Below are 24,686 nucleotides of genomic sequence, written 5' to 3' on the forward strand. Positions count from 1 at the left end.
CCGCGTGCTCACTTGGCGCCCCCCGACAGCGCCCCGTGCAGTAAGACCTCCACCAGTTCCTGCGGGGTCAGGTCGGGCTCGCCCTCCGTACGCGGCTGGGTGAAGAGCAGCCCGATGAAGAGGGCCGCGATCTGCTCCGAGAAGGTTGATCTTGGTCGACAACCCATCTACCAGGAGCTTTGTCGTTCTGTCGTCTCAATCTCGGCGCCCCGCAACGAGGTAGAAAAGCTCCAAGGTCAATGTCGAGTGTTCCCAGGCTTTCCTGATTCCGGCGCACGGAGATTTCGGGATGCGCGGTACGCGACCGACTGTATGCGCGGCGCATGTGTCCCAGGGGGGTCGTATGCTCCGGAGATGTTCACTCGAATATTTGCGCGGGCGGGCGGAGGCCCGGTGGACGTCGATGCCCAAGTGCTCGCCGGAGTCGTCCGTCCTGGAGACACGGTCCCCGGCCAGGTGGTCGTTCGGGGCGGCCTGCTCGGCACGGAGATCCAGGGCTTCTCCTTCGAGGTGCTCGCGTCCTGGCCCGCCGCCCCTGGTGTCCGTGCCGGGGACGACGAGGTCAACCGTGCCTATGCGTACGGCCCCTTCTCGGTCCCGAGGGGCGAGGAGGTCGTGGTGCCGTTTACGGTCCGGCTGCCCTGGGCGACGCCGTTCACCGAAGTGGCGGGGCGGGCGCTGGGAATCGTCCTGGAACTGCGGACCCGCGTGGACGACAGTGCGCTCAGAACCGGTTCGGACGAGGACTTGCTGCACGTCTCGCCTCTTCCCCTGCACGAGGCCGTCCTTGACGCCTTCGCCGGGCACGGATACACCTGCGAGGCAGGGCGGTTGGTCGAGGAGTGGATCCCGGACGTCGACCAGCCCTACGACTTTTACCAGTTGCTCGACCTGCGGGACCGTACGACGGGCGGAGTCGGCACGGACCTCGAACTCGTCTTCCTCACCAACGCGGTCGGCTGCGAGATCCTGCTGCGACGCTCCGGTCACGGCGTCCAGTCCTGGGAAGAGAAGCCCCCGGCCCGCCGTTTCATCGTGGCCCACCACGATCTTGACCGCACCGACTGGAACCAGCTGGTGCGCGATTGGCTGCGCCAGGTGAGGGCGGTCTGACCCCCTCCCGACGGTTTGCCCGCGCTCGGTGCGGACCTTGGGCGCGCAAGTGTCGCCTGACGGAGCCCAGCCGACGGTTGACTCAAGGATGCCGCGCTCCCGAGTGGCTTGTCTCCGCTTACGCGTGGTCGGCGGTGAGCGTCAATGTGCAGTGAGTCGCTGCGTGGCCAGAAATGGCCTTGGTTGAGGCCTGCCGCATTGCCTGATCTGTGGCGGTCATGCAGCCTGGAAGGCTTCCGCCGAACTCGAACCCACCGGCCAGGACCCGGCGGGTGCCACGCCAGTCAGCCGTGCCTCGCGCCAGTCAGCCGTGCCTCGCTCCAGGCTGATCTCGCCAACGCCCAAGCCCGCGACACCCGCCTGATCACGCGCATCCAGCAACTGGAGAAGCGCCTGTCCGAGGCACTGGGAGAGCAGGTCTGGCGCGAGTCCGTGATGCGGTGCGCCGCCGCAGGGGTTTCGCGTGCGTGCTACCAGTTCTGGCGGGTGGGGGAGATGACGAGGTCGTTGACGGTGACGTCGGCGGGCTGGTCGAGGGCGTAGACGATGGCGTCGGCGATGGCCTCGGGGCTGATCGCGATGGCGTTGAGTTCCTGGGCGGCCTTGCGGCCGGTGGGGTCGGTGACCTTGTCCGCCCAGCCGGTGTCGATGACACCGGGGCTGATCGTGGACGCCTTGATGCCCTCGCGGACGCCGAGTTCCTTGCGCATCGACTCGGTCATGGCCTGCACGAAGAACTTCGTCGAGCTGTACACGCCGGCGCCGTCGCCCACCTGATGGCCTGCCACGGAGTCCATGTTGAGGAAGTGGCCGGACTTCTGGCGGAGCATCACCGGCAGGACGGCGTTGACTCCGTTGAGGTAGCCGCGGATGTTCACATCGATCATCCGGTTCCAGTCGTCGAGTGCGAGGTCCTTCCAGCACGAGAAGAGCATCAGGCCCGCGTTGTTCACGAGGACGTCGATCCGCCCGTAGGTGTCGACGGCGAACTCGGCGAGGGCCTCCATGTCCTCGGCGTCGGCGACGTCGGTGACCCTGGCGACGGCGCTGCCACCGGCCTTCTCGATGTCGGCGACCAGTTGGTCGAGGGCTTCTCGGCCGCGCGCGGCGGCGACGATCCTGGCGCCGCGCGCGGCGAGGGCCTTGGCGCTGACGGCGCCGATGCCGGAGGAGGCGCCGGTGATGACGACGACCTTGTTCTGCAGGTGGTTCATGGGAATCTCCCAGCGAAGGGTGGTTCATCGTGTCGCCCGTGCAGGGGTGACACGGCTGTGCGGACGGGAGGTTGGGCCGGGCTCAGCGCTTGCGGCGCTTGACGACGTAGGCGTACTGGTCCGGCCAGTTCGGCTCGACACCCAGGGCGAGGGCGGTGTGCTGCGGCCAGTAGGGGTTGCGCAGCAGTTCACGACCGAGGAAGACGGCGTCGGCCCGGCCGCTCGCGATGATCTCCTGCGCCTGCTGCGGCTCGGTGATGATGCCGACGGCGGCGGTGGGGATGCCGGCCTCGTCACGGGCCTGGGCGGCGAAGGGCACCTGGTAGTTCGGGCCCGCGGTGATCTTCGCGTCCCGGACCATGCCGCCGGTGGAGACGTCCAGCAGGTCGACGCCGTGGGTCTGGAGCTCCTTGGCGAGGCGGACGGTGTCGTCGCCGGTCCAGCCCTCGCGGTCGTCCTCGGGGTTCTCGGTCAGCCAGTCGGTGGCCGAGGTGCGGAAGAAGACCGGCAGCTCCTCGGGCCACACCGCGCGGACGGCGTCGACGACTTCGAGGGCGAAACGGATGCGGTTCTCGAAGCTGCCGCCGTAGGCGTCGGTGCGGTGGTTGGAGGCGGGGGAGAGGAAGGAGTTGATCAGGTAGCCGTGGGCGCCGTGGACCTCGGCGACCTCGAATCCGGCCGCCAGTGCACGACGGGCAGAGGCGGCGAAGTCGCGGACCAACTGCTGGATCTCGGCGATGGTCAGCTCGTGCGGGACGGGCAGACCGTCGTACGCGACCGGGCTGGGGGCGACGGGCTGCCAGCCGGAGTCGGTCTCGGGCAGGTACTGGTCGGACAGCCAGGGCTTGTCCACCGATGCCTTGCGGCCGGCGTGGGCGAGCTGGATCGCCGGGACGGCGCCGTGGGCGCGGATCGCGGCGGCGAGGCGGGCGAACGCCTCCTGCTGACGGTCGTTCCACAGCCCCAGGTCCCAGGGGCTGATCCGTCCGTCGGGGCGGACACCGGTGGCCTCGGCCATGACTAGGCCCGCGCCGCCGGCGGCCCGGCTCGCCAGGTGGGCGAGGTGGAAGTCGGTCGGCGCGCCGGTCTCCGGGCCTTCGGAGGCTGCGGAGTACATGCACATCGGGGACATCCAGACCCGGTTGGGTATCTGGAGGGAGCGGAGCTTGAGGGGGGTGAACAGGACACTCACGGGTGCGGTCTTCCTTCGTGGTGGGTATTTGGTGCGCCCGGGCGCAGCCGGCCGCTGTGGGCAGGCGGCCCGCCCGGGGTGGTCAGCGGGCGGCGAGGACGGACAGGGCGTCCGCGATCGGGGTGTCACCGCCGATGACCTCGACGGTCCGGCCGTCGAGCTGGGGGTCTTCGAGCAGCGCGAGCAGGACCGCGGCCACGTCCGCGCGGGGAATGGGCCCGGTGCCGGTGCGGTCACCGAGGTCCACGCGTCCCGTGCCGGGGTCATTGCTGAGCAGGCCGGGGCGGACGATGGTCGGCCGGGGCGCGGACCGGGCGCGGAGGGCGTCTTCGGCGGCGGCCTTGGCCCGCATATAGATTCCGAACTCCTCGTCGAAGGTGTCCGGGTCGGCCCGCAGGTGGTCGCCCATGGCGGAGACGAGAAGGTACCGTCCGACGCCCGCCGCCTCGGCGGCTTCCGCGAGCAGCACCGCGGCATCGCGGTCGACCGTCTCCTTCCTGGCCGCCCCGCTGCCAGGCCCTGCTCCCGCCGCGAACACCACAGCGTCCGCGCCGATCAGGTGCCCCGTCACCTCGTCGACGGTGGCCTTCTCCAGGTCCGCGACCAGGGCCTCGGCCCCGGCATCGGCGAGGTCGGCGGCGTGGGCAGGGTTGCGGACGAGACCTGCCACGGAGTGGCCGCGCTCCGTCAGGAGCTTCTCCAGAATCAGGGCGATCTTGCCGTGTCCGCCGGCGATGACGACACGCATGATCAGGCCGGCAGGCGGGTGTCGAGGACGAAGCTGATCTCGACGAGCTGCCCGGGGAAGAACAGCGAGGCGACACCGACCGTGCTGCTGGTGGGGCGGTGGTTGCCGAAGTAGGCGAGGTTGGCCGCGGCCATCGCCGTGTTGTACTTCGGCAGGTCGACGATGAACTGGGTCTCGGAGGCGACCTGGTTGCGGGTGGCGCCGTAGTGGGCGAGCACCTTTTCGAAGTTCTTGTAGGACTGCTGGAGCTGGGCGTCGAAGTCGCCCGGGTGGAGGAAGTTGCCCTCGTCGTCGTGGGACAGCTGCCCGGAGACATAGATGGTGTCGCCGACCTTGATGGCCTGGGCGAAGCCGAACTCGTCCTCGCCGGAGACGTTGTGGCTGTAGGAGTCGATGGCGGTCATGGTGGTGCTCCTTGCTGCTGGTGCAGTTACTGGATGGCGTGGCAAGTCAGGCGGCCGTGAGGCGGGCGACAGCGTCCGCGACCGGGGTGTCGCCGGAGGTGAGCTCGACGATCACGCGGCTCAGGCGCGGCTCGTGCAGGGCGGCGTCGATGAACGCGGCGACGTCATCGCGGTGCACATCGCCGTACTCCACCGCCGGGCCCGCCGTGACGCGGCCGGTGCCGGGGGTGTCCAGGAGCGTGCCGGGGCGGACGATCAGCCAGTCGAGATCCGTCCGCGTCAGGTACACGTCGGCTGTCTTCTTGACCTTTATGTAGTGCTCGAAGCCCTCGCTGCGCTGCCCGTCGCGCAGGGCGTCGGGGAACACCGAGACGAGCACGAATCGCGCCACCCCGGCGAGCGCAGCCGCGTCGGCGGCCTTCTCAAGGCCCTTGCCGTCGATCAGGGTCGTCTTGTCCGTGCCGGTGCCGTGGGCACCGGCCGAGAAGACCACGGCGTCATGGCCGCGCATCTTCTGGGCCAGCTCGTCGACCGAGTCGGCGATGAGATCACCGATCACCGCAAGCCCGCCGACCTCCCGCACGGTCTCGCCCTGAGCGGGCCCCCGGTGCATGCCGGTCACCGAATCTCCGCGGGCGGTGAGGACTTGAGTGAGGCGGCGGCCGACTCCTCCGGCAGCGCCGATCTGGAACACCTTCATGATCTCGTCCCGTCTTTCGTGTGGAGGGAAGGGGGATGCGCCGGTCAGGCGGCGAACACCTGGGAGTCGTCGGCGAACGCCTTGAACTCAAGGGCGTTGCCGGCCGGGTCGAGGAGGAACATCGTCCACTGCTCGCCCTTGTGGCCTTCGAAGCGCACGTACGGCTCGATGACGAACTCGCTGCCCGCCGCGCGCAGCCGCTCAGCGAGCTTGTGGAATTCCGGGATCGTCAGGATCAGACCGAAGTGCGGCACCGGGACGTCGTGACCGTCTACCGGGTTGTGGATGCGCTGCCCGCGCTCCGGTGTGAGGTGCGTGACGAACTGGTGGCCGTGCAGATTCCAGTCCACCCAGGTCTCCGCGCTGCGGCCCTGTTCGAGGCCCAGCACGTCGCCGTAGAAGCGGCGCGCGGCGGCCAGGTCGTCGACCGGCACGGCCAAGTGGAACCGCGGGATCGGTGAGTCGAGAACGGTCATGGCACTGCCTTCCTGCCCGGGGGAACGAAGAGGGCCGGGGTGAGCCGAGCTCCGGCCTAGTGTCCTAATGTTTACATTACGACAACATCCGAATGTTAACATTAGGCCATCGCTTGAGGAGGTGCAATCCGGACATGAGTGATCAGGGCAAGGTGTCCCCGGCACGGCGTCGGGGCCTGGCCGACGAGGTCGCGGACCGCATCCGTGAGGCCATCTTCAACGGGGCCTACGCTCCCGGCGTGCAGCTGCGTGAGGTGGAGCTGTCCGGCGAGATGGACGTCAGTCGCGGGCCGGTGCGCGAAGCGCTGCGGCTGCTGGAGCGCGAGGGCCTGGTGCACTGCGCTTGGCACCGCGGGACGACGGTGACGTCCTTGTCCGCCGAGGACGTGGCCGAGCTCGACAGTCTGCGTGGCGCGCTGGAGGATCTCGCCGTGCGTCAGGTGATCGCTTGCGCTTCGGACGAGGACCTCGCCTCCATCGCCAAGACGGCCGACATGATGGAGCGGGCCGTGGACGCGCACGAGATGGTGCGCTGCGACATCGCCTTCCACGACGCGGTGTTCGCTGCGGCCGGGCATCAGCGCCTCGCTGACGCGTGGGACGGCATACGGTGCCAGGTCCACCTGTTCCTGCTGACCCGGATCGGCCTCACCACTGAGGGCTATCTCGACTGCATCCCGCGCGAGCACCGTGAGCTGGTCGCCGCGCTGCGCTCCCGCGACACCGAGGCCGCCCTCAAGCTCTTCGCTGCACATCGCCAGCACGCCGTGGACGTGGTCGCCACGGGTACCGGGCGGGACTGAGAGCGTCGGCGAGCCGGGCGGCGGCCAACACTGGGCTCGGTGTTGCGGCCTGCGCGTTCCCTCGGTGTGCGGCGCAGGCGTTCAGTGCACGCAGCTACATCTCACCCTTCACAGCACTACGCCCCGTTGGATGAGACCCAAGGGGGCGGATTCACCAAGCGTCCGGGTGGCGGGGGCTCGTCAGGGGGGTGCCTCAGCGGCACTGGCTGGGCTTGAGCGGCACTACGACCTTGCTCTCGATCCCGTCGGGCTCCCAGTGGTCGCCGTGGGTCCTGATGACCTTGTCGGAGGTGCCGTCGATGTAGTAGCCGTACGAGTAGATCTTCTTCCAGGCGGCGCCCTTGCCGCGCCAAGAGTCCACCTGCGTCACCTTGCCGTTGGATTCCCGCCAGGCGTACGCCCAGATGTCGATCACCGGGTTGACGCGCACCACGCGCTTGAACGGCCTCCAGGTAAGGGCCATGCTGCTGCATGGCGGAATGGTCTTCTCACTGCGCCGTTCGAATGACGAGGTCTTTTCCCAGCCCCATTCGTAGGTGAAGTTGCCGCCGAGGCTGCCGGTGAAGATGCTCTTGGCGACACCGATGTCGACGGAGCCGCCGAGGCTCGTCTTCGCGGATGTCTTGGTGGAGTAGCCGCGAACGAAGATCTCCTTGTCGTCGCCGTGGAGGCCCCTGTTCTCTATGGGCTGGGAAATGCGCTGCTCCTTGCCGGTGAAGGACCAGGTGGAAGACTGCGGGTAGTAGCACCGGCCGGAGAAGACCTCCCAGTCACCCTGCGGAGCCTTGACCCTGCTGATCTTGCCGATGTACTCGTTCTCGGTCCGGAACTCGCCGGTCCGCACGTTGTACGCGCCGAAGTGGGCATGGCCCGCGTAGCCCTGGTTGCAGAAGCGCTGGACGAGCGAGTCGGTGTCACCGGGTGTGGTCCCGCGAATGTTGGAGGCGCCCATCGGCCCGGCGGCCTGGGCTGAACCGGCAGTGGACACCAGGCCGGTGACAGCGATGGCGCCGGCTGTCATGACGACTCCGGCCTTCTTGAGTGCGGTTCTCACGTGCGCTCCCTGCGTGTTTCCGGCGTTTGAGGTGCTGGATCGATCGCGGCGGGTGGAGTGGACCGGGGGATCCGGCTTGCCGCGACTCCGAAGCTGGCAAGCCCGACCGTTGTTCACCACCCCCTTTCATCAGGGAAAACAATGTCGAGGAGCCAGCGGAATCGTTCGCCGGCTCCCCAGGTGGTCCGTCGAGTGGCTCACCACGAGCTCCGGGAGCCGCGCCGGGCCGTCGGCGGACCTCGCCGGACCATGGCCGAGACGGGGGCGCATATTGCCGTGATGCGGCCGGAACGGCCGGTCGGCCTCCGTAGAGGTACAGCAATGACGACCGTCGGTCACGGGGTACGTCCATGGGGCCAGTCGCATGTGCGGCGTGTGCTGTGAACGCCTCCAGGCCGCCTCCGGGGTGCCTGTAGACGTAGCGGTCGGCGGCGTGGGCCTGCACGACGGCTCGGCCCTCTCTGCCTGTCCAAGCGCGGTCACCATCAGCGCAGAGCCGGTCACAGACATGGCTGGTGCGGGGGCCGGTCAGTGGCTCAGGGCTTGACGGGGGATTCACGGACGCGGTTACGACACGAGCACGACCAAGGAAGCACGTTGCGTGCTCAGTTGAGCAGTATCTCTGTGTCTGTGTCTGTGTCTGTGTCTGTGTCTGCGTCCACCGCGGTCACCCTTGCGTGTGACTGCTACGTGCACAGGTTCGGTTCGATCGCTCCGGGGCTGCGGGCCGGCTGCTATCCCAGTTTCATGACGGATGCGGAGTGGGCCGGGGTCTCAAGCCGGTCGATTTCCCGTACTGGCGGGCGGTCTACGACTTCTTCCGCCGCCGGCGGTCCTGTGACTACGTGCGTGAGGTGTACGAACGCCTGCGCCACACGGCGAGGGAACGCGCAGGCCGCAATGCCGAGCCCAGTGCGGGAATCATCGACAGTCAGTCGGTGGACGCCTCCGGAGTCGAAGCCGCAGGCGGCCAGGAGGGCCTCGGCGGTGCGGCTGTACCTGCCGGTCAGGCGTGCGACGACGGCGGTGGGGTGGGCGGGATGGACGTCGAGGAAGACCTGGACGTCAAGGCGGACGGGGCGTCGGGAGGAATGCCGGGCATGGAAGGCGGGGCGTTTCGGGTCCGGGCCCGGCCGGCGGACGGCCGAGCCCAATAGTGGTCATCGGTGGGTGCGCGGGTTGAGTCGTGCGGGCTGGGGTGGAGGGCCGGTCGCGTGGGTGGTTGCCCGCGGCGTGCCGGCTGCCTTTCGGCGGGAGCGGGCGAGGGCGCTGTGGCGCGCATACAGCGGGTACGGAGGGAGTTGAGGTCGGCCAGGGTGCGGCGGCTGCCGGTGACGAGTTGGTGGAGGTGTTGGCCAGGTCGTCGGTCTCGCTCGATCCAGCGCAGTGGCGCCGCCTCCCCAATCACACAAAATCCAACGCACTTCGACAAAACCATTGACCTCCCTATGCCTCACCTCTACTTTTTGACCACTTCCCGGACCGCGGCCGGTATATCGGACGGCGATGACGATGCCGGGCAGGCGTGTCCTGACGGGGGCCCTAGCTCGCCGAGCGCCCGCCCCGCACACGTCTCTTTTGGAGAGCAGATGAGCACAAGATCCACTCCTCACGGACTCGCCGACGCTCCGGCGTGTCCTTGCAGTCGGTTAACTCCCCGACCCGCTACCTGCGGCGCTACAGCTGCGAATTGAGGCTGGACGTCAGCGACGGCACCACCGCGTTCGCCCGTGACGCCGCGTTCCCCAGGACAGCTGACTGGGCCGGATCTACCTGCACGTTCTTCCGGTCCCACGACTTCCCGACTGGCCACATCACCACTGGAATTACGCCCTGCGCATCGATCCCGACTCCACCGCCACCGCCACCGACCGCGCGGATGCCACCCTCTCCATTGTCTTCTGACGCCCCGGTTGAACACGGCGCCGCAGAGCCCAGTGAAGTGGCAACCCCAGGCACGGTGGCCCGGGCGGGCGGACACCCGTCGGCCCGGGGCGTCGGCCTTCCTTCCCCCTTCCCTCCTTTCCCCTGGAGAGCCGCATGTCCCACCCCGCCGTACGAAGATGGACCAGGCGCATCGCCGCCCAGGTCCTCGCCGTCGGACTCGCCGTCGCCGGTCTGGCGAGCCTCGACCGGGCGGAGCCGTCTGCGCCCCTGTCCGCCGAACCGGCCGCTGTGAGCACCAGCCAGATCGGTGTCACCCCGCCGCCGATGGGCTGGGCGTCCTGGAACACCTTCTTCAGCAGCATCGACCACAATGTGATCAAGCAGCAGGCCGACGCTCTGGTCTCCTCCGGCATGGCGGCGGCCGGCTACAAGTACGTCAACCTGGATGACGGCTGGTGGCAGGGCGCCCGTGACGCGAACGGCAACATCGTCGTCGACGAGAACCTGTGGCCGGGCGGCATGAAGGCGATCGCCGACTACATCCACAGCAAGGGCCTGAAGGCCGGCATCTACACCGACGCGGGCAAGGACGGCTGCGGCTACTACTTCCCCACGACCCGCCCGGCCGCCCCGAACACCGGTATGGAAGGCCACTACCAGCAGGACCTGGAGACCTTCCAGCGCTGGGGCTTCGACTACGTCAAGATCGACTGGTGCGGCGGCCAGGCGGAGAAGCTGGACCAGGAGACGGCGTACAAGCAGATCGCCGCCGCGAACGAGGCCGCGTCCGCCGTCACCGGCCGCAAGTTGGTGCTGTCGTTCTGCGAGTGGGGCACCGGACTGCCGTGGAACTGGGCGACCGGTCACGGCGACCTGTGGCGCACCAGCCACGACGTCTTCCTGCGGGGGGAGACGCCGAGCATGGCGAAGATGTACCGCAACTTCGACGAGGCCCTGCAGCCGGCCGCCCAGCACACCGGCTACTACAACGACCCCGACATGCTGATGGTCGGCCTGAACAGCATGACCGCCCAGCGCAACCGGCTGCACATGAGCCTGTGGTCGATCGCCGGCGCCCCTCTGTTGGCAGGCAACAACGTGGCCACGATGAGCACCGAGACCCGCGACATCCTCACCAACCCCGAGGTCCTCGCCATCGACCAGGACCAGCGCGGGTTGCAGGGCGTCAAGGTCGCCGAGGACACCCGGGGCCTGCAGGTGTACGGCAAGGTGCTCTCCGGCACCGGCAAGCGCGCGGTGATGTTGTTCAACCGCACCGGCTCCACCGCGAACATCACCGTCCGCTGGGCCGACCTCGGCCTGACCACCGCCTCCGCCACCGTGCGCAACGCCTGGACCCGTACCGACGCCGGGTCGTTCGCCACCGGCTACACCACCTCCGTCCCCGCCAACGACGCGGTGCTCCTGACCGTCGCCGGCACCGAGGCCTCCGGGTCCACCTTCGAGGACACCACCACCGCCACCACCCCGACGTTCAGCAACGTCACCGCCTCGGCGGCGGGCACCAAGCTGGTGGACATCACCTACGCCAACGGCGGCACCACCGCGCGCAAGGCCACCATCCAGGTCAACGGCCAGTACTCGTACCGTGTGGCCTTCCCGCCGACCGGCTCGGCCACCACCTACCGCACCGTCTCCGTGCTCGCCCACCTGGCCAAGGGAAACAACACCGTCAGGTTCGCTCCGGTCTCCGGCAGCACCGCACCCGACATCGACGCCCTCCGTGTCCAGGGCATCCCCGGCACCGACGGCACCGCCCTCGTCGGCTCCGCCTCGAGCCGCTGCCTGGACATCGAGAAGAACACCTACGTCAACCTGACCCAGGCGCAGCTGTGGGACTGCTCCGGCGGACGCAACCAGACCTTCACCCAGACCTCACGCGGTGAGCTCGTCGTCTACGGCAACAAGTGCCTCGACGCCAACAACAGCGGCACGACCAACGGAACCAAGGTCATCATCTGGGACTGCACAGGCGGCACCAACCAGAAGTGGACCGCCAACTCCAACGGCACCATCACCAACAACCTCTCCGGCCTCTGCCTGGACGCCTCGAACGCGGCAACCGCCAACGGCACCAAGCTGATCCTGTGGACCTGCACCGGAGCGGCCAACCAGAAGTGGACACTCACCTGATACCCCCAGCTACCTGACCACCACGGCACGCGTGGGTTCCGGCAACCTGCTGACGGTTGCCGGAACCCACTGTGCGCAAGCCTCCTACGCCTTCCGTCCCGGACCGTCCGCCGCGGCACCATACCGGCCGTGGCGGACGGCATCACGCCCGAAGATCAGAAGGTCTGGGTCCACCCGGGCCCTGCTGAGGGACTTCTCGAGCGGTACCAAGCAGCAGTGGGCACGCACTGACGCCGGGGAACTGCGCGGCGTTCGTGCGCCCACAGAGTGTTTGGCAGAAGATTGGCCAGTTCCATTGACGTGCTCTTGGCCGAAACCTATCTTCCTTTCGAAGTTACGTACGGCGTTCGAAATGTCGAACCCGTGGCCGTCAAAGGGGACAGCCTGTGTACCGCATCAGTTACTGGTTCACTCTTGAGGCGCCTCGGCCGGGCCTGCCTGCTCCACTCGGCACCCAGCCCGCCCCTGCGCTGTCTCCGGTCGCTGCCACGTTCAGGCGGTAACTCCGGCTCTCGGCCGTTGCTCGGCCCAAGCGATGTTCCGCGCACGCGACAGCAGGTCCTGTCCCGCAGACACCGCGAGCGCGAGCTTCCCCTTCCACCCCACCTTCACCCGATCATGGCACCCGCAGTACGACAGGAGACCCACATGGCCAGACTCCTCGGCCGACTGGCGGCGATACTGGTCGCCGCCTGCCTACTCTTCACGTCCCAGACGTTGACCACACCCGAGCAGGCCGCTGCCGCCGACCCCGGCTACCTGATGGTGCACTTCACCGGGGAGGGGTCGACCAACCAGCAGATGTACCTCTCGCACAGCACGGACGGCCTGAACTGGAGCGACCTCAACGGTGGCGGCATGGTGCTGCGTTCCACGGTCGGCACGAAGGGGGTGCGCGACCCCGCACTGGTCCGTGCCCCGGGTGGTGACAAGTACTGGATCATCGCGACCGACCTGTGCATCGACTGCGGGCAGACGTGGAGCCAGTCCATCAACGACGGCAGCCGCAATCTTGTGGTGTGGGAGTCGACGGACCTGATCACCTGGTCGCAGCCGTGGTTGCTCAACGTCGCCGGCGCGATCCCCGACGGGCGCAACGCGTGGGCGCCTGAGGCGATCTGGGACCCGGCCAGCAACGACTACATCCTGTACTGGGCGACGAACAAGCCCCTCAACGGTGCGACGAAGCACCGCATCTACTACGCCCACACCAGCGACTTCCGCTCCATCACCACCCCGCAGATCTACATCGACCGGCCCGGCAGCCAGGAAATCATCGACACCCAGATCATCGAAGTGCCGGCCGGGGTCGGCAACTACCGCTACGTGCGCGCCTCCGGCGACGGGCAGATCACGCTCGAAGGCAGCAACTCGATCCTCGGGACGTGGACCAACCTCGGCAACCTCTCCGGCATCGGCCTCACCGGCTCACAGGTCGAAGGTCCGATGTGGATGAAGTTCAACGGCCGCAACGAGTGGGGCCTCTACCTCGACCAGTACGCCACTGGAGGCGGGTACATGCCGGTCACGACGACCGACCCCTCCAATCCCGCCGCTTACCGGAAGCAGACGTCGGGAAGCTACAACATGGGCGGCACTAAGAAGCGCCACGGCTGGATTTTGAACATGACGGCCGCCGAGGAGAGCCGCGTGCTCGCACGCTGGCCCAACACCGCGATCAAGCGGCTCCAGTCGTACAACTTCCAGGACCGGTACGTGCGGCACAGCAACCTCGACGTGCGCATCGACCCCAACGTCAGCCCCGTCCAGGACTCCCAGTTCCGGTTGCGGAGCGGCCTGGCGGGCTCCGGCACCGTCTCCTTCGAGTCGGTGAACTTCCCTGGCTACTTCCTGCGGCACTCCGGATTCGACTTCCAGCTGGCCTACAACGACGGCACCACCGCCTTCGCCAACGACGCCACGTTCCGCCAGGTCGCCGGGCTTGCCGACGCGACATGGTCGTCGTTCCAGTCGTACAACTACCCGGACCGGTACATCCGCCACTACGCGTACCAACTCAAGCTCGACCCGATCACCACCGCGACGGGCCGCAGTGACGCCACCTTCCGCGTGACGAGCTGACCCGACAGGGATGCCGGCGCCCTCACGGCGACCTCCCACCCGCCGCCCGCCTTCCAGCGGGAAGGCGTCGTCATCCCACCCAGGAGTGGTTCGTAAGGGAGAGCGAACGACGGTGAAGGCCGCTCGTATGGTCCGGCGGCCGGCGTGTCAGGAGTCCGCAGGCGGCGACGAGTTGTCGAGCCGGATGGAGATTGTTGTCTTCTTCAGGGGAAGTGAACCCATGCACAGCGTCAGACCTCAGAGCCGTCGAAGATTCCGGCCGGGCGCCCTGGCCGCCGTGGTCGCCGCCTCGCTCCTGGTGAGCGTCGTCGGCCCGGCAGCCCCCGCCCAGGCGGCGGAGATCACCGACGGCCTGGCTCTCTGGTACAAACTCGACGCCACCTCGGGCAGCGTGGCGGTGGACGCCTCGGGCAACGGCAAGAACGGCACCGTCAACGGCACCGCAGGCTGGTCGGGTGCCGGCGAAGGGCTCACGTTCAACGGCTCCGACACCTCCATCAATGTGCCGGACAACATCATGAGCGGCATGAACTCGATCACCGTCTCGATGGACGTGCAGATCGACGCCACCCAGGCCACGCCGTACTTCCTCTACGGCTTCGGCAACACCAGCAACGGCACTGGCAACGGGTATCTGTTCACCACCGGCAACGCGTTCCGGACCGCCATCGCCTCCGGGGACTTCTCCACCGAGCAGAACACCCAGACCTCCGCCGCGCTGCCGCGCTCGGTCTGGAAGCACGTCACCTACACCCAGACCGGCACCACGGGCGTCCTCTACCAGGACGGCGTGGAGGTGGCCCGCAACACGACGCTCACCCTCACCCCCGGTTCCATCGGGTCCGGCATCACCACGGCCAACTACATAGGCAAGTCGCTCTACAACGGTGACAAGTTCTTCAAGGGCAAGATGCGCGACTTCCGGGTCTACAACCGCGCGCTGTCGCCCGGCGAGGTCCTGGAAGTCAGCGGGAACACCACGGGCATCGCCGCCGCCACCCACCCCTCGCTGAAGATCGCGGCCGTCATCGACGACGCCAACAGCAAGATCACGCTGCCGGTGAAGGAGGGCACGGACCTCACCGCGCTCGCCCCGCAGTTCACCCTCGCCCAGGGCGCATCCATCAGCCCCGCCTCCGGCACCCCGCGCGACTTCACCGCGCCCGTGACGTACGAGGTGACCGGCTCCGACGGCCAGAAGCGCACCTGGACCGTGTCGGCGCTGGTCATGAGGAGCCCGGTCCTTCCAGGGCTCACCGCCGACCCGAACATCGTCCGGTTCGGCGACACCTACTACATCTACCCGACCACCGACGGGTTCGCGGGCTGGAGCGGTACGCGGTTCAAGGCCTACTCGTCCAAGGACCTGGTCCACTGGACGGACCACGGCGTGATCCTGGACCTCGGCCCCGACATCAGCTGGGCCGACAGCCGCGCCTGGGCCCCGACGATGACCGCGAAGAACGGGAAGTACTACTTCTACTACTCCGCCGACACGAACATCGGCGTCGCGGTCTCCGACTCGCCCACCGGACCGTTCACGGATCCGCTGGGCAAGCCGCTGATCGCCCGCGGCGCCTTCACCGGCCAGATGATCGACCCGGCAATCTTCACCGACGACGACGGTCAGTCGTACCTCTACTGGGGCAACGGCCGGGCATACGTCGTCCCGTTGAGCGATGACATGGTCTCCTTCGACGCCTCGAAAGTCACCGACATCACCACCAGTGGCTTCCGCGAGGGCGCCTTCGTCATCAAGCGCAACGGCACCTACTACTTCACGTGGTCGGAGAACGACACCCGGGACGAGAACTACCGCGTGGCCTACGCCACCGGGTCCTCGCCGACCGGGCCCTGGACCAAGCGGGGCGTGATCCTGGAGAAGGACCTCTCCCTCGGCATCAAGGGCCCTGGTCACCACTCCGTGGTGCAGGTGCCGAACACCGACGACTGGTACATCGCCTACCACCGCTTCGCCATCCCCGGCGGTGACGGTACCCACCGCGAAACCACCATCGACAAGCTGGAGTTCGACGTCGGCGGCCTGATCAAGAAGGTCGTCCCCACGCTGAGCAGCATCAGCCCGGTATCCGGCGGCACCGCCCTGCCGACGAACACCACCCGCTCGCTCCGGTCCGTCAACTTCCCCGGCCGCTACGCCGCTGTGCGATCGGACAGTCTCGGCTACCTCGACCCGGTGACGTCCTCCAGCACCACGGCGGTCAAGCAGAGCGCCACCTTCACCGTCATCCCCGGCCTGGCCGACTCCGCCTGCTACTCGTTCCGTGACTCGTCCGGCCGCTACCTGCGCCACAAGGACTTCCGGGCCCGCTTCGACGCGAGCAACGGCACGGCGCTCTTCAACAAGGACGCCACCTACTGCGCCCGGCCGGGTTCGGCCACCGGTTCGGTCAGCCTGGAGTCGTACAACTATCCCGGCCGCTACCTCCGCCACTACAACTACGAACTGCGCATCGACCCCTACCAGGACAACGCCACCTTCCGCGCCGACAGTTCCTTCACCGCGGTCAGCCCCTGGGCCTGATCGCCTTCCCCCGCTGGACAGGTGACCCGCACGGCTATGCCCCGCGGGTCACCTGGCTGCCGTGCATGTCGCCCTGGTGCCGCGTGATCCTCTGGCTGAAGATCTCCCTCGGCAGCGAAACCCGCTGCACGCAGTTCCTGTGCCCGTCGCCGGCGGACTCGAGCGGCCACTCCCGGTCGAAGCCCAAGTGCCCGTACACGCCGCCCGGCAGACGACCCCGCCGCCGAGCGGCGGGCCCGTCGTCGGCGCCGCCTAAGGCCGCTGGAACCGCCAACGGCACCCAAGTGTTTCCTGTGGACCTGCAACGGCGGATCCAACCGGTGGAATGGTTCGAGAACATCGGCATGTATGTCGGCCAGGAGCCAACGCAGTTCTGCTACAACCTGCTGACCCGCTCGCGCCGCCTCACCGACGACAACCTGCGCGCCGCGACCAGGAGTTCGCCGACCTCGTCGACACCGCCTTCGCCGCGTCCCAGGGCCTCGACACCACCGCGCCGGCGATGTTCCAACCGCTCCGGCTGGGGGACCCATGGGACTCGGCCCGGACGGTGTCGGTCAGCAGCGGTCGGTCAGACGCGGGTCCACTTCTGGTTGGCTGCGCCACTGCAGGGCCAGATCTGGACCTTGGTGCCGTTGGCGGTGGCGCCGCCATTGACGTCGAGGCACTTACCTGAGCCGACGGCCGTGATGGTGCCGTCGATATTGAGGCGGAACTGCTGATTGGACTGGCCGTTGCAGTCCCAGATGTTCACGGCAGTGCCGTTGGAGGTGGCGGCGCCGATGACGTCCAGGCACTTGGCGCCGCCGTAGACGCGCAGCTCGCCCGCGTTGGTGCTGGTGAACCGTTGGTTGGCGGCGCCGTTGCAGTCCCAGATCGCGGCGAGGGTTCCATTGGCCTGGGAGCCGCCGGTGATGTCCAGGCAGCGGCCGGAGCCCTGGCCCTTCAGTGAGTAGGTGCCGTTGCCGGGGGGTGTGCCGCCGCCGGAGACCACGTACATCGCGGCCCCGTGGGCGGGGACGGAGGCGCTGATGGAACCGCTGGTCGTGCTGGTGGTGTGCGCCCACAGGTCGCGTACCGAGTAACTGGACGCCGAGCCGAGGCCGATCTGCGCAGCGGACGTGGAGACGGTGGCCGTGCCGCTGCCGCGGTTGAGGAGGACCACTGCGACGGAGCCGCCCGCCATCGGCTTGGTCCACACCTCGGTGTTGCCGTTGTCGACGAGGCGGTTGCCCTGCCGGCCGCCCCAGTCCTGGTTGACCCCGATGACCTCGGTGTTGGTCAGGATCGACTTGGTGGCGGCGCTCATGGTCCGCAGGTCGTTGCCCGCGATCAGAGGCGCATTGAGCAGTGCCCAGAGGCTGAAGTGGGCTCGGGACTCGGTGTCGGACAGGCCGTTGCCGACCTCCAGCATGTCCGGGTCGTTCCAGGCACCGGGGCGGGAGAAGCCCGCCCAGCCGGGCTGGGCGTCCAGGATGCCCATCACGGAGTTCCAGTTGGCCTGGATGTCGCCGGTGTTGCGCCAGGAGTTGCCGGTGGTGGGGCCCCAGGTGCCGACCTGGTCGTGGCCCCAGTTGCAGAGGGCGAAGAGGATGGGGCGTCCTGTCCTGGCGAGAGCGTCGCGCATGGCGGTGTAGCGTTCCTGGCCGCTGCGGCCCTGGTGGTCACCGCAGTTGTCGTACTTGAGATAGTCGATGCCCCAGGAGGCCCACAGGTTGGCGTCCCGCTGCTCGTTGCCGAGGCTGGCGGGGTAACCGGCGCAAGTGGTCAGGCCTGCCGACGAGTAGATGCCGAGCTTCAGCCCCTTGCCGTGAACATAGTCGGCGACTGCCTTCATGCCGTTGGGGAACTTGACGGGATCCGGGACCAGATTGCCGCCGGCGTCACGGCTCCGTGTCGACCAGCAGTCGTCGATGTTGACGTACTGGTAGCCGGCCGCGGCCATGCCGCTGGAGACCATCGCGTCGGCAGTCTCACGGATCAGACGGTCACTCACGTTGCAGCCGAAGCTGTTCCAGTCGTTCCAGCCCAACTGCGGGGTACGGGCAAGGCCGTTGTCGAGCGCCACAGCCTGGGTGACGGGTAAGAGGGCGATAGGTAACGCGGCGGCGACCAGGGCCGCCGACAGCACCGCGCGGATGAGTCTGAGCATGGGTTTCTCCTCGATCGGTCGTGCGGATCCGAGGGCGTCGAGCGTGGGCCCGACCCCGTTGTGCGCCGGTGGTCGATGTCGCCCCAGAGGGTGCTGCTGTGTGCGCTGACCGGCAGGCCGAACTGGTCTGTTGGCGCCGTAGGACTACCGCGTCAGTTCGCGCCTCCAAGGAATGCGCCCGCCCCGCTGGAGCACGGCGATGCCGTCGCAGCCGTCCCCCTTCGGCTCGCCGGGCCGGGCCGCTGGAGAGCCTGCGACGGCCGAAGTGCCGGGCGCTGACCGGCACTTCGGCCTCCTTCCGTCTCGGGTCGGGTTGAGTCCTCGTTATCGGACGGTCCAGCGCTGGTTGGACCCGCCGTTGCAGTTCGCCAGGACGGTCTGGGTGCCGTTCCCGGTGCCGCCGCTGTTCGTGTCCAGGCACAGGCCGGATGGGACGCTGGTGATGGTGCCGTTGGCGTTGACGTTCCAGCGCTGGTTCTGCCCGCCGTGGCACTCCCAGATGATGACCCGTGTGCCGGGGGAGGTGCCCGCCCCTTCGGCGTCCAGGCACTTGTTGCCGTACACGCGCAGTTCCCCGGCGTCGGTGCGCGCCCACTTCTGGTTGGCATTGCCCGAGCAGTCCCACAGCTGGACCTGGGTGCCGTTGGTCTGCGACGCGTTCGGTACGTCCAGGCAGCGGCCGGAGCCGGTGCCGACGATCTGCCCACCGCTCGGCGGCGGGGTGGCCGTGCCGGGCGGCACGTAGGGGCACTTGGTCTGGGAACGGGAGACGCCGGTGCGGTCGGCCAGCGACGGGCACAGGAACTGGGTGTAGCGGGTGTCGTTGTCGAGGAAGATCTTGAGCCAGGGGATCGTGCGGCGTGTCACGTTGGAGTTGCCCCAGGTGGGGAAGCCGTGGCCGCCGCTGGCGAGCTCGATGTAGGCGCTCTGCGTGGCGGCCGGCATGCCGCCGTACAGCCCGTTGAGGTAGGAGGGGGTGATCGTGCCGTCGTCCCGCGCGCCCATGATCATGGTGGGCACCTTCAGGCTGGACAGGTTTTGTGAGGGGGAGAAGGGTGCGAGCGGCAGGGCTGCCTTCAGCGATGGCCGGCGTTCGGCTGCGCTGATGGCGCCGCCTCCGCCCATGGAGTGGCCGAGCACGCCCAGCCGGTTGGGATCGACGCGGTCGCGCACCGGGCTCTTCTGGGTGAGGTAGTCCAGCGCGGCGAGCAACTGGGTGCCGCGGGCGGTGTCGTAGTCGTTGGGGCTGTTGGTGTCGATGCCGATGACGACGAACCCGAAGGACGCGAGCCACGGGCCCATCCACGCGCCTTCGGCGGACCACCGGGCGGTGTAACCGGGCACGGCCGCGACCGCTCCCCACGTGCCCAGAGAGGTGTCCGTCGGGTAGTAGATCTTCCCGCCGTTGAAGCCGTTGCCGGGCGGCACGGTCACCTCCGCGGTCGCGAACGTGCCCCGCTGGGCCGCGACGCTGCTCACTGTGGGATCCGGGCCCCGCTCGTAGGGGTTGGCCGCGGCCGACGGCGATTGCGCCGACGCCGGCTGGATCGCCACCAGTGCGGTGATCAGGCCGGTCACGGCCGCGACCACGGCCGCCTTCAACGTGACCGTCCTGCTCCTCCTGCCGGATTCCGTCGGACGGGTGACGGTCTCGCCGGACACCGGGGTGTCTGGGATGTCGGTGATTCTCGAGTGCATTGTCCTGTTCCTCCATGCCTTTGTCGCGGTTACGGGAGTCGCGCCGACCGGTCGACGGGCGGGTGTGGCGTGCGCATGACAGATGTAGGTCGAGTTGCGTCAGTGGTGTAGCGGGGGAACGGCCGAGGGGTGGGTGCTCGTGGCGCCGGTGGAGAAAACCGCTGCCTCCTTGGCGGTGGCGACGATGCCGTTCGTTCCGTTGAAGAGGCGCCGGCCCCAACTGGTGAGCTGGTTGGGGTCGAAGTTGGTGACGAGGTCCAGGTACTGCACATCACTGCTGTTGCCGCTCCACGACCAGCCCAGGTAGCCGAGCCGGAGCCGCTGGGCAGCGGCCAGGATGGCGTCCTCGTCGGGGTTGCCGTCGGAGTGGTTGTGGCCGAACTCGCCGACCACGACAGGGAGTTTCGCAGCCACGAAACGGTTCAGGTAGTCATTGACCTTCGCGGCCGTGTTGAAGACGCCGTACATGTGGACCGAGAACACGGTGTTGCGGTCCGGGTCGGCGGCGAACACCGAGGCGGCGTTGTCCCGCATGGTGAACGCCCAGTCCTGGCCCCAGTTGGGCGCGTCCACCATCAACGTGTGGTTGAACCCGGCGTTCCGCAGCTTCTGGACGGCGGCCTTGGTGTCGGCCGTCCACCTGGTGTAGTTGGTGTTTCCATACGGCTCGTTGCCGATGTTGACGATGACGTACTTCTCCTGGCCGGTCAGGGCGTTCTTCACGCTGATCCAGTAGTCGGCGGCGCGGGACAGTGTGGTTGCGCCGCTCTGGTCGCCGTAGCCCGTGGTGTCGTGGACTTCCAGAACGCAGATGAACCGGTTCTGCTTGCACTGGGAGACGACGTTCGCCACGTCGGCCGCGCTGTTGCGCGTCCAGCGGTCACCGCTGGCGAGGACGACGCGGACGGTGTTGGCGCCCTTGGTCTTGATGTGGGAGAGGGAGTTGATCCGGTTCGGATACCAGGTGTGGGCGTGGTTGACGCCACGCATCACGAAGTCGTTGCCGGACGCTTCCAGCAGCCTGCCGTTCTGGACACGGAAGCCGGTGGGCGCGGCCTGGGCCGGGGCGGCGAGACCGAGCAGGGGGACGAGTAGGCCCAGGAGAGCGGCCAGGACGGCGGCCGTTCGTGGGGCGGCTCGCGTGCGGAATCTCATGGCGGCGGCTCCAATGGGGGAAGGACCGGTGTGCTTGGGGAGGCGGTGACTCGTGCCGTGCGGCTGACGGCGGCGGTGCGGGTGGCGGAAACGGCTCCTGGTCTCCGGGCCGCCCCGCACGCCCTTCAGAGGAGGGCGGCGAGAGCGGGATACCAGCGGGCGGCGATCTTCGTGTTGCCGGAGGCGGACGGGTGTACCCCGTCGTAGGTGTCGCCTGAGGTGTTGAAGCCCGTCCACTGGTCGACCACGGTCACCGGAGAGCGGCTTGTGTTCGTCGCCCGGGCCCAGCAGGGGATCCGCGCATTCAGGTCGACCACTCGCCGGGCACAGCCGGTGCAGTTGGTGGGGTTCATCGGAATGATCTGCGCGACGAGGATCTTCATGTTCGGGTTCGACGCCCGCATCTGTGTCACCAGCTTGGTGTAGGCGGCGAGGATGCGGTCCGGCGCGATGCTGCTCCAGACGTCGTTCGTGCCGAGATGCATGACAACGATGTCGGGACGCGTGGCTGAGAGCCGGGCGGGAAGCAGGTTCTGGTTCGCCACGTTGGTCACGAGCTCACCGCCGTGACCCTCGTTGTCGCCGTCGAACGCCTGGGGGCAACCCTGCTGGTTGAGGGTGCCGACGAAATCGATGTTCGTGTGACCGGCATTGCGCAGACGGTTCCACAGCCCCGAGCGCCAGCAGCCGGGCGAGCCGGTGATCGAGTCACCCAGGTGCATGATGCGTACGGGGGCAGCTGTGCGTGCGGCAGCGACCCCGGGCGCGAGGGTCACGCCGAGGGAGAGCAGAAGCAGAGTCAGAAGAACCCGGAAGAACGGTAAATGCGAGGTGCTGCGCATGCCAGTCCCTTCCTGCGTGAGCCGGGAGTGTTCTGAGGGGTGTGGTCCGGCGACAGCTGCCTCGCCGCCGCGCAACTGCCCACGGCGTCACCGCGGTTGGTTCGTCCCCTGTCGGTCAGGTGTGCCGGGTTTCAGGCAGTGCAGACCTAGGGCGAGGCGGAGTGGGCATGATGTTCCCGAAGAAGCACCCAGGGTGCGGGGCTGGCCGTCGACGGCGTTCTGCCCGGCCGGCGCGGTACTGGGTGTCATGGAGTGGCTGGGTGATGCACGTGCCGGTCAGTGCGACGGTGGCGATGCCGCCGAGCGTTCAGTCTCTGGAAACCGAATCGTTGCTCTTCGCGGTGGTGACGTGATGCCGAGGCGTGCGCCGGACACGATGGCCTCCGATGCGTGGGGGGTGCCGAGTGAACCGGTGTCCCTGAGGGCCGAAGGTGATCATTCACTCAGACGAGCATGGGAACGCTCCCATGGAGCGTAGGAAGGGGTCGAGTAGACGTCAAGGATCCTGTCGAAACTTGGTGTTCGAGCATGCTCGAATTCGTGACTTCGGTCGTGCGTCGATTGCCGGGCCGTCGCACGCTCTGGAAACTGCGCGGTGCGCCAACTATGAACATCCCAGTCAGCGCGGTGGACGGAAGGGCGTCGTCACTGCCGAGACCGCACACCGGGAATACGAGCGGTACGCCCATACCCGCGCCCAACCTGAGCGGCCGCCCAGGCAGTTTGCGCAGGGGGCAGCCGCATGGTGCTGGCCCGTCACCGGCAACGACACCAAGACCACCGAGTGGATCACAGCCGTCCGCGGCCGCCGCAGCCGCTGCCCCAACTGTGGGTGGCCCTGGCCGGCGACGCGCCCAGGGCCACCCAGCAGTTCTTGAGCGTGTTCACGACATCCGTCGGCTCCTTCGCGAGTCCTGGCCGCGAACGAGACGCCGCCGGGTCGAGGATCGCCAGTTGCTTGATCACAGCGTGGCGCGCAGGTGGCTCACCGTGACGAAATGGAAGCCCTCGGCGGTGAGGGTGCGCAGGATCTCGGGAACGGCTGCGACCGAGGTGGCGTGGATGTCGTGCAGGAGGACGACATCGCTGGGCTGTGCCTTCGTGATGACGGTCCGGGCCACCTTGGCGGGGTCGCGGTACTTCCAGTCCTCGGTGTCGACGTCCCACAGCACCGGCGAGAGGGCGGTGGCGGCCCTGACGGTGCGGTTGACGGCGCCGTAGGGCGGGCGGAAGAGGGTGGGGGTCTTGCCGGTGGCGGCCTTGATGGCTGCGCTGGTGCGGTTGAGCTGTGAGGCGACCTGCCGGGAGCTGAGCCGGGTGAGGTCGGGGTGGTTCCAGGAGTGGTTGCCGATCTCGTGGCCGGCCTTCGCCTCGGCGCGGACGAGGTCGGGGTGGGCGGCGACGTTCTGGCCGACGGTGAAGAAGGTGACGCGCGCCTTGTACTGGGCGAGGTGGGTCAGCAGGGTCGCGCTCTCGGGGGCGGCGGGTCCGTCGTCGAAGGTCAGGGCGATGCACTTGACCTTCTTGCAGTCGGTGTCGTCGTCGCCGGAGGCGGTGTGGGTGGGGACGGCCGGGGCGGGGACGTGGGGCGCGCCCAGGTCGAGTGAACGGCTGGGGCTCACGGTCTGCCGCTGGGCGCGCTTGCCGAACGCGGACAGCCATGGCGTGATCGTCTTCTTGGGAATGGTCACCGTCTGGGCCCCGGCGGCCGGAACGCCCACGTCGCCGCGGTCGAAGTGCACCCGCAGTCCGCCGTCGGCGGTGAAGGCCATGTCGTCCAGGGCGGCGTCGCGGCTCTCCGGGGCGGAGAACGTGTCGTCCAGGTCTGCCGCATCCACGCCCTGCCGGTCCTTGAGCTGATCCTTCAATGCGGCGAGGAAGGCGTCCCGGGAGCCGTCGGCGACGAGTCCGAGTGCCGTGCGGTACGCGCCGGCCTTGCCGTCGTACCAGTACGTCCTGGCGGACAGTCCGTCGCCCGCCGAACTCTGGTCCTGGGTGGTGAGGCGGACGCCGAGCACGTCGCCGGAGGCGACCAGGAACTGGTGGCTGATGTTGAGCTCGCGGCCGTCCGCTCCGCCCGAATCCGAGCACGCCCCCGAGCGGAAGGTCGCCAGGCGCCGCTCCACGTCCTTCTTCATCGCGGCCGTCATCGTCTCCGCGCCGGGCACGTCCGGGTAGCTGGTCGCGAAGGGGCAGGAGCCGTTCTCGCTGCTGTCGCTGACGATCTCCAGGCCCTTGATCTTCGACGGGTCGACCGTCCGGGCCGGGGACGGCGACGCGCCGGGCCGTGCGCCGTCGGCTGCCGTGACCGGCGGTTCGGACGTGCCGTGCGCACAGGCCGCGGTGAGCGAGCCGAGCAGCAGGAGGGCGGGGAGCAGGGTGTGAGAGCGCATGTGACCAGAACCTGAGGAGAGGAGACCTTCCGGGCGTCGCGGACCGGACGCCGGGCGGCCGCCGCGTCCGAGGA

The 24,686-nt window shown here is 68.2% G+C and carries 17 protein-coding genes and 4 pseudogenes; 8 read left to right on the forward strand and 13 right to left on the reverse strand.

The window, feature by feature from the left end; all coding sequences use genetic code 11:
• Positions 1 to 8 precede the first annotated feature (8 nt).
• Positions 9 to 137, reverse strand: a pseudogene (locus AB0G20_RS20015) (TetR family transcriptional regulator); the annotation flags it as partial.
• A gap of 217 nt (positions 138 to 354) precedes the next feature.
• On the opposite strand from AB0G20_RS20015, the gene AB0G20_RS20020 reads away from it, so the two are divergent.
• On the forward strand, positions 355 to 1,113 hold the full coding sequence (locus AB0G20_RS20020; RefSeq protein ID WP_361304111.1) for a sporulation protein: 759 nt from the start codon (positions 355 to 357) through the stop codon (positions 1,111 to 1,113).
• Positions 1,114 to 1,583: 470 nt separating this feature from the next.
• Here AB0G20_RS20020 and AB0G20_RS20025 read toward each other — a convergent pair whose 3' ends face one another.
• From AB0G20_RS20025 to AB0G20_RS20050, 6 genes are all read right to left on the reverse strand, one after another.
• Entirely contained in the window at positions 1,584 to 2,327 is a 744-nt protein-coding gene (locus AB0G20_RS20025) for an SDR family oxidoreductase (protein ID WP_361304114.1), read from the reverse strand.
• 82 nt (positions 2,328 to 2,409) lie between these two features.
• Entirely contained in the window at positions 2,410 to 3,519 is a 1,110-nt protein-coding gene (locus AB0G20_RS20030) for an NADH:flavin oxidoreductase/NADH oxidase (protein WP_361304117.1), read from the reverse strand.
• A gap of 82 nt (positions 3,520 to 3,601) precedes the next feature.
• Complete coding sequence (locus AB0G20_RS20035; protein ID WP_361304120.1) at positions 3,602 to 4,267, reverse strand: NAD(P)H-binding protein; 666 nt, start codon at positions 4,265 to 4,267, stop codon at positions 3,602 to 3,604.
• 2 nt (positions 4,268 to 4,269) lie between these two features.
• Positions 4,270 to 4,671: a RidA family protein gene (locus AB0G20_RS20040; protein WP_361304123.1), complete on the reverse strand. Its 402-nt coding sequence runs from the start codon at positions 4,669 to 4,671 to the stop codon at positions 4,270 to 4,272.
• Positions 4,672 to 4,717: 46 nt separating this feature from the next.
• Positions 4,718 to 5,371 carry an NAD(P)-binding oxidoreductase gene (locus AB0G20_RS20045; RefSeq protein WP_361304126.1) on the reverse strand — a complete coding sequence of 218 codons (654 nt, stop codon included), beginning with the start codon at positions 5,369 to 5,371 and terminating at the stop codon, positions 4,718 to 4,720.
• Positions 5,372 to 5,415: 44 nt separating this feature from the next.
• The gene (locus AB0G20_RS20050) at positions 5,416 to 5,847 is read right to left on the reverse strand and encodes a VOC family protein (RefSeq protein ID WP_361304129.1); all 432 of its coding nucleotides are present in this window, start codon (positions 5,845 to 5,847) and stop codon (positions 5,416 to 5,418) included.
• Positions 5,848 to 5,981: 134 nt separating this feature from the next.
• Here AB0G20_RS20050 and AB0G20_RS20055 point away from each other — a divergent pair, with 134 nt between their 5' ends.
• Positions 5,982 to 6,650: a GntR family transcriptional regulator gene (locus AB0G20_RS20055; RefSeq protein WP_361304132.1), complete on the forward strand. Its 669-nt coding sequence runs from the start codon at positions 5,982 to 5,984 to the stop codon at positions 6,648 to 6,650.
• A 193-nt stretch (positions 6,651 to 6,843) separates the two neighbouring features.
• On the opposite strand, the gene AB0G20_RS20060 is transcribed toward AB0G20_RS20055, so the two are convergent.
• On the reverse strand, positions 6,844 to 7,704 hold the full coding sequence (locus tag AB0G20_RS20060) for a hypothetical protein (protein ID WP_361304134.1): 861 nt from the start codon (positions 7,702 to 7,704) through the stop codon (positions 6,844 to 6,846).
• Between the two features lie 761 nt (positions 7,705 to 8,465).
• Between AB0G20_RS20060 and AB0G20_RS20065 the strand changes: the two genes are divergently transcribed.
• From AB0G20_RS20065 to AB0G20_RS20090, 6 genes and pseudogenes are all read left to right on the forward strand, one after another.
• Positions 8,466 to 8,861: a hypothetical protein gene (locus tag AB0G20_RS20065; protein WP_361304137.1), complete on the forward strand. Its 396-nt coding sequence runs from the start codon at positions 8,466 to 8,468 to the stop codon at positions 8,859 to 8,861.
• Positions 8,862 to 9,337: 476 nt separating this feature from the next.
• Positions 9,338 to 9,883, forward strand: coding sequence for an AbfB domain-containing protein (locus AB0G20_RS20070; protein ID WP_361304140.1), 546 nt, complete (start codon positions 9,338 to 9,340; stop codon positions 9,881 to 9,883).
• Positions 9,823 to 11,745, forward strand: a complete 1,923-nt coding sequence (locus AB0G20_RS20075) for a ricin-type beta-trefoil lectin domain protein (protein WP_361305034.1) — start codon at positions 9,823 to 9,825, stop codon at positions 11,743 to 11,745. Before AB0G20_RS20070 ends, AB0G20_RS20075 begins: the two co-directional genes overlap by 61 nt.
• A 648-nt stretch (positions 11,746 to 12,393) precedes the next feature.
• A complete protein-coding gene (locus tag AB0G20_RS20080) occupies positions 12,394 to 13,827 on the forward strand; it encodes a glycoside hydrolase family 43 protein (protein ID WP_361304143.1) in 1,434 nt (477 codons plus the stop codon).
• 280 nt (positions 13,828 to 14,107) lie between these two features.
• Positions 14,108 to 16,372, forward strand: a pseudogene (locus tag AB0G20_RS20085) (family 43 glycosylhydrolase); the annotation flags it as partial.
• A 320-nt stretch (positions 16,373 to 16,692) separates the two neighbouring features.
• A pseudogene (locus AB0G20_RS20090) lies at positions 16,693 to 16,898 on the forward strand (hypothetical protein); the annotation flags it as partial.
• Positions 16,899 to 16,943: 45 nt separating this feature from the next.
• On the opposite strand, the gene AB0G20_RS20095 reads toward AB0G20_RS20090, so the two are convergent.
• The 5 genes and pseudogenes from AB0G20_RS20095 to AB0G20_RS20115 form a co-directional block, all read right to left on the reverse strand.
• Entirely contained in the window at positions 16,944 to 18,524 is a 1,581-nt protein-coding gene (locus tag AB0G20_RS20095; RefSeq protein WP_361304146.1) for a lectin, read from the reverse strand.
• 324 nt (positions 18,525 to 18,848) lie between these two features.
• Complete coding sequence (locus tag AB0G20_RS20100; RefSeq protein WP_361304149.1) at positions 18,849 to 20,222, reverse strand: lectin; 1,374 nt, start codon at positions 20,220 to 20,222, stop codon at positions 18,849 to 18,851.
• A 99-nt stretch (positions 20,223 to 20,321) separates the two neighbouring features.
• Positions 20,322 to 21,377, reverse strand: coding sequence for a glycoside hydrolase family 5 protein (locus tag AB0G20_RS20105; protein ID WP_361304152.1), 1,056 nt, complete (start codon positions 21,375 to 21,377; stop codon positions 20,322 to 20,324).
• A 128-nt stretch (positions 21,378 to 21,505) separates the two neighbouring features.
• Positions 21,506 to 22,219 (reverse strand): annotated as a pseudogene (locus AB0G20_RS20110) (SGNH/GDSL hydrolase family protein); the annotation flags it as partial.
• 962 nt (positions 22,220 to 23,181) lie between these two features.
• A complete protein-coding gene (locus AB0G20_RS20115; RefSeq protein WP_361304155.1) occupies positions 23,182 to 24,612 on the reverse strand; it encodes a polysaccharide deacetylase family protein in 1,431 nt (476 codons plus the stop codon).
• Positions 24,613 to 24,686: the final 74 nt, after the last annotated feature.

The organism is Streptomyces sp. NPDC024017, from assembly GCF_040638895.1.
In the GTDB taxonomy this organism is placed as follows: Bacteria; Actinomycetota; Actinomycetes; order Streptomycetales; family Streptomycetaceae; genus Streptomyces.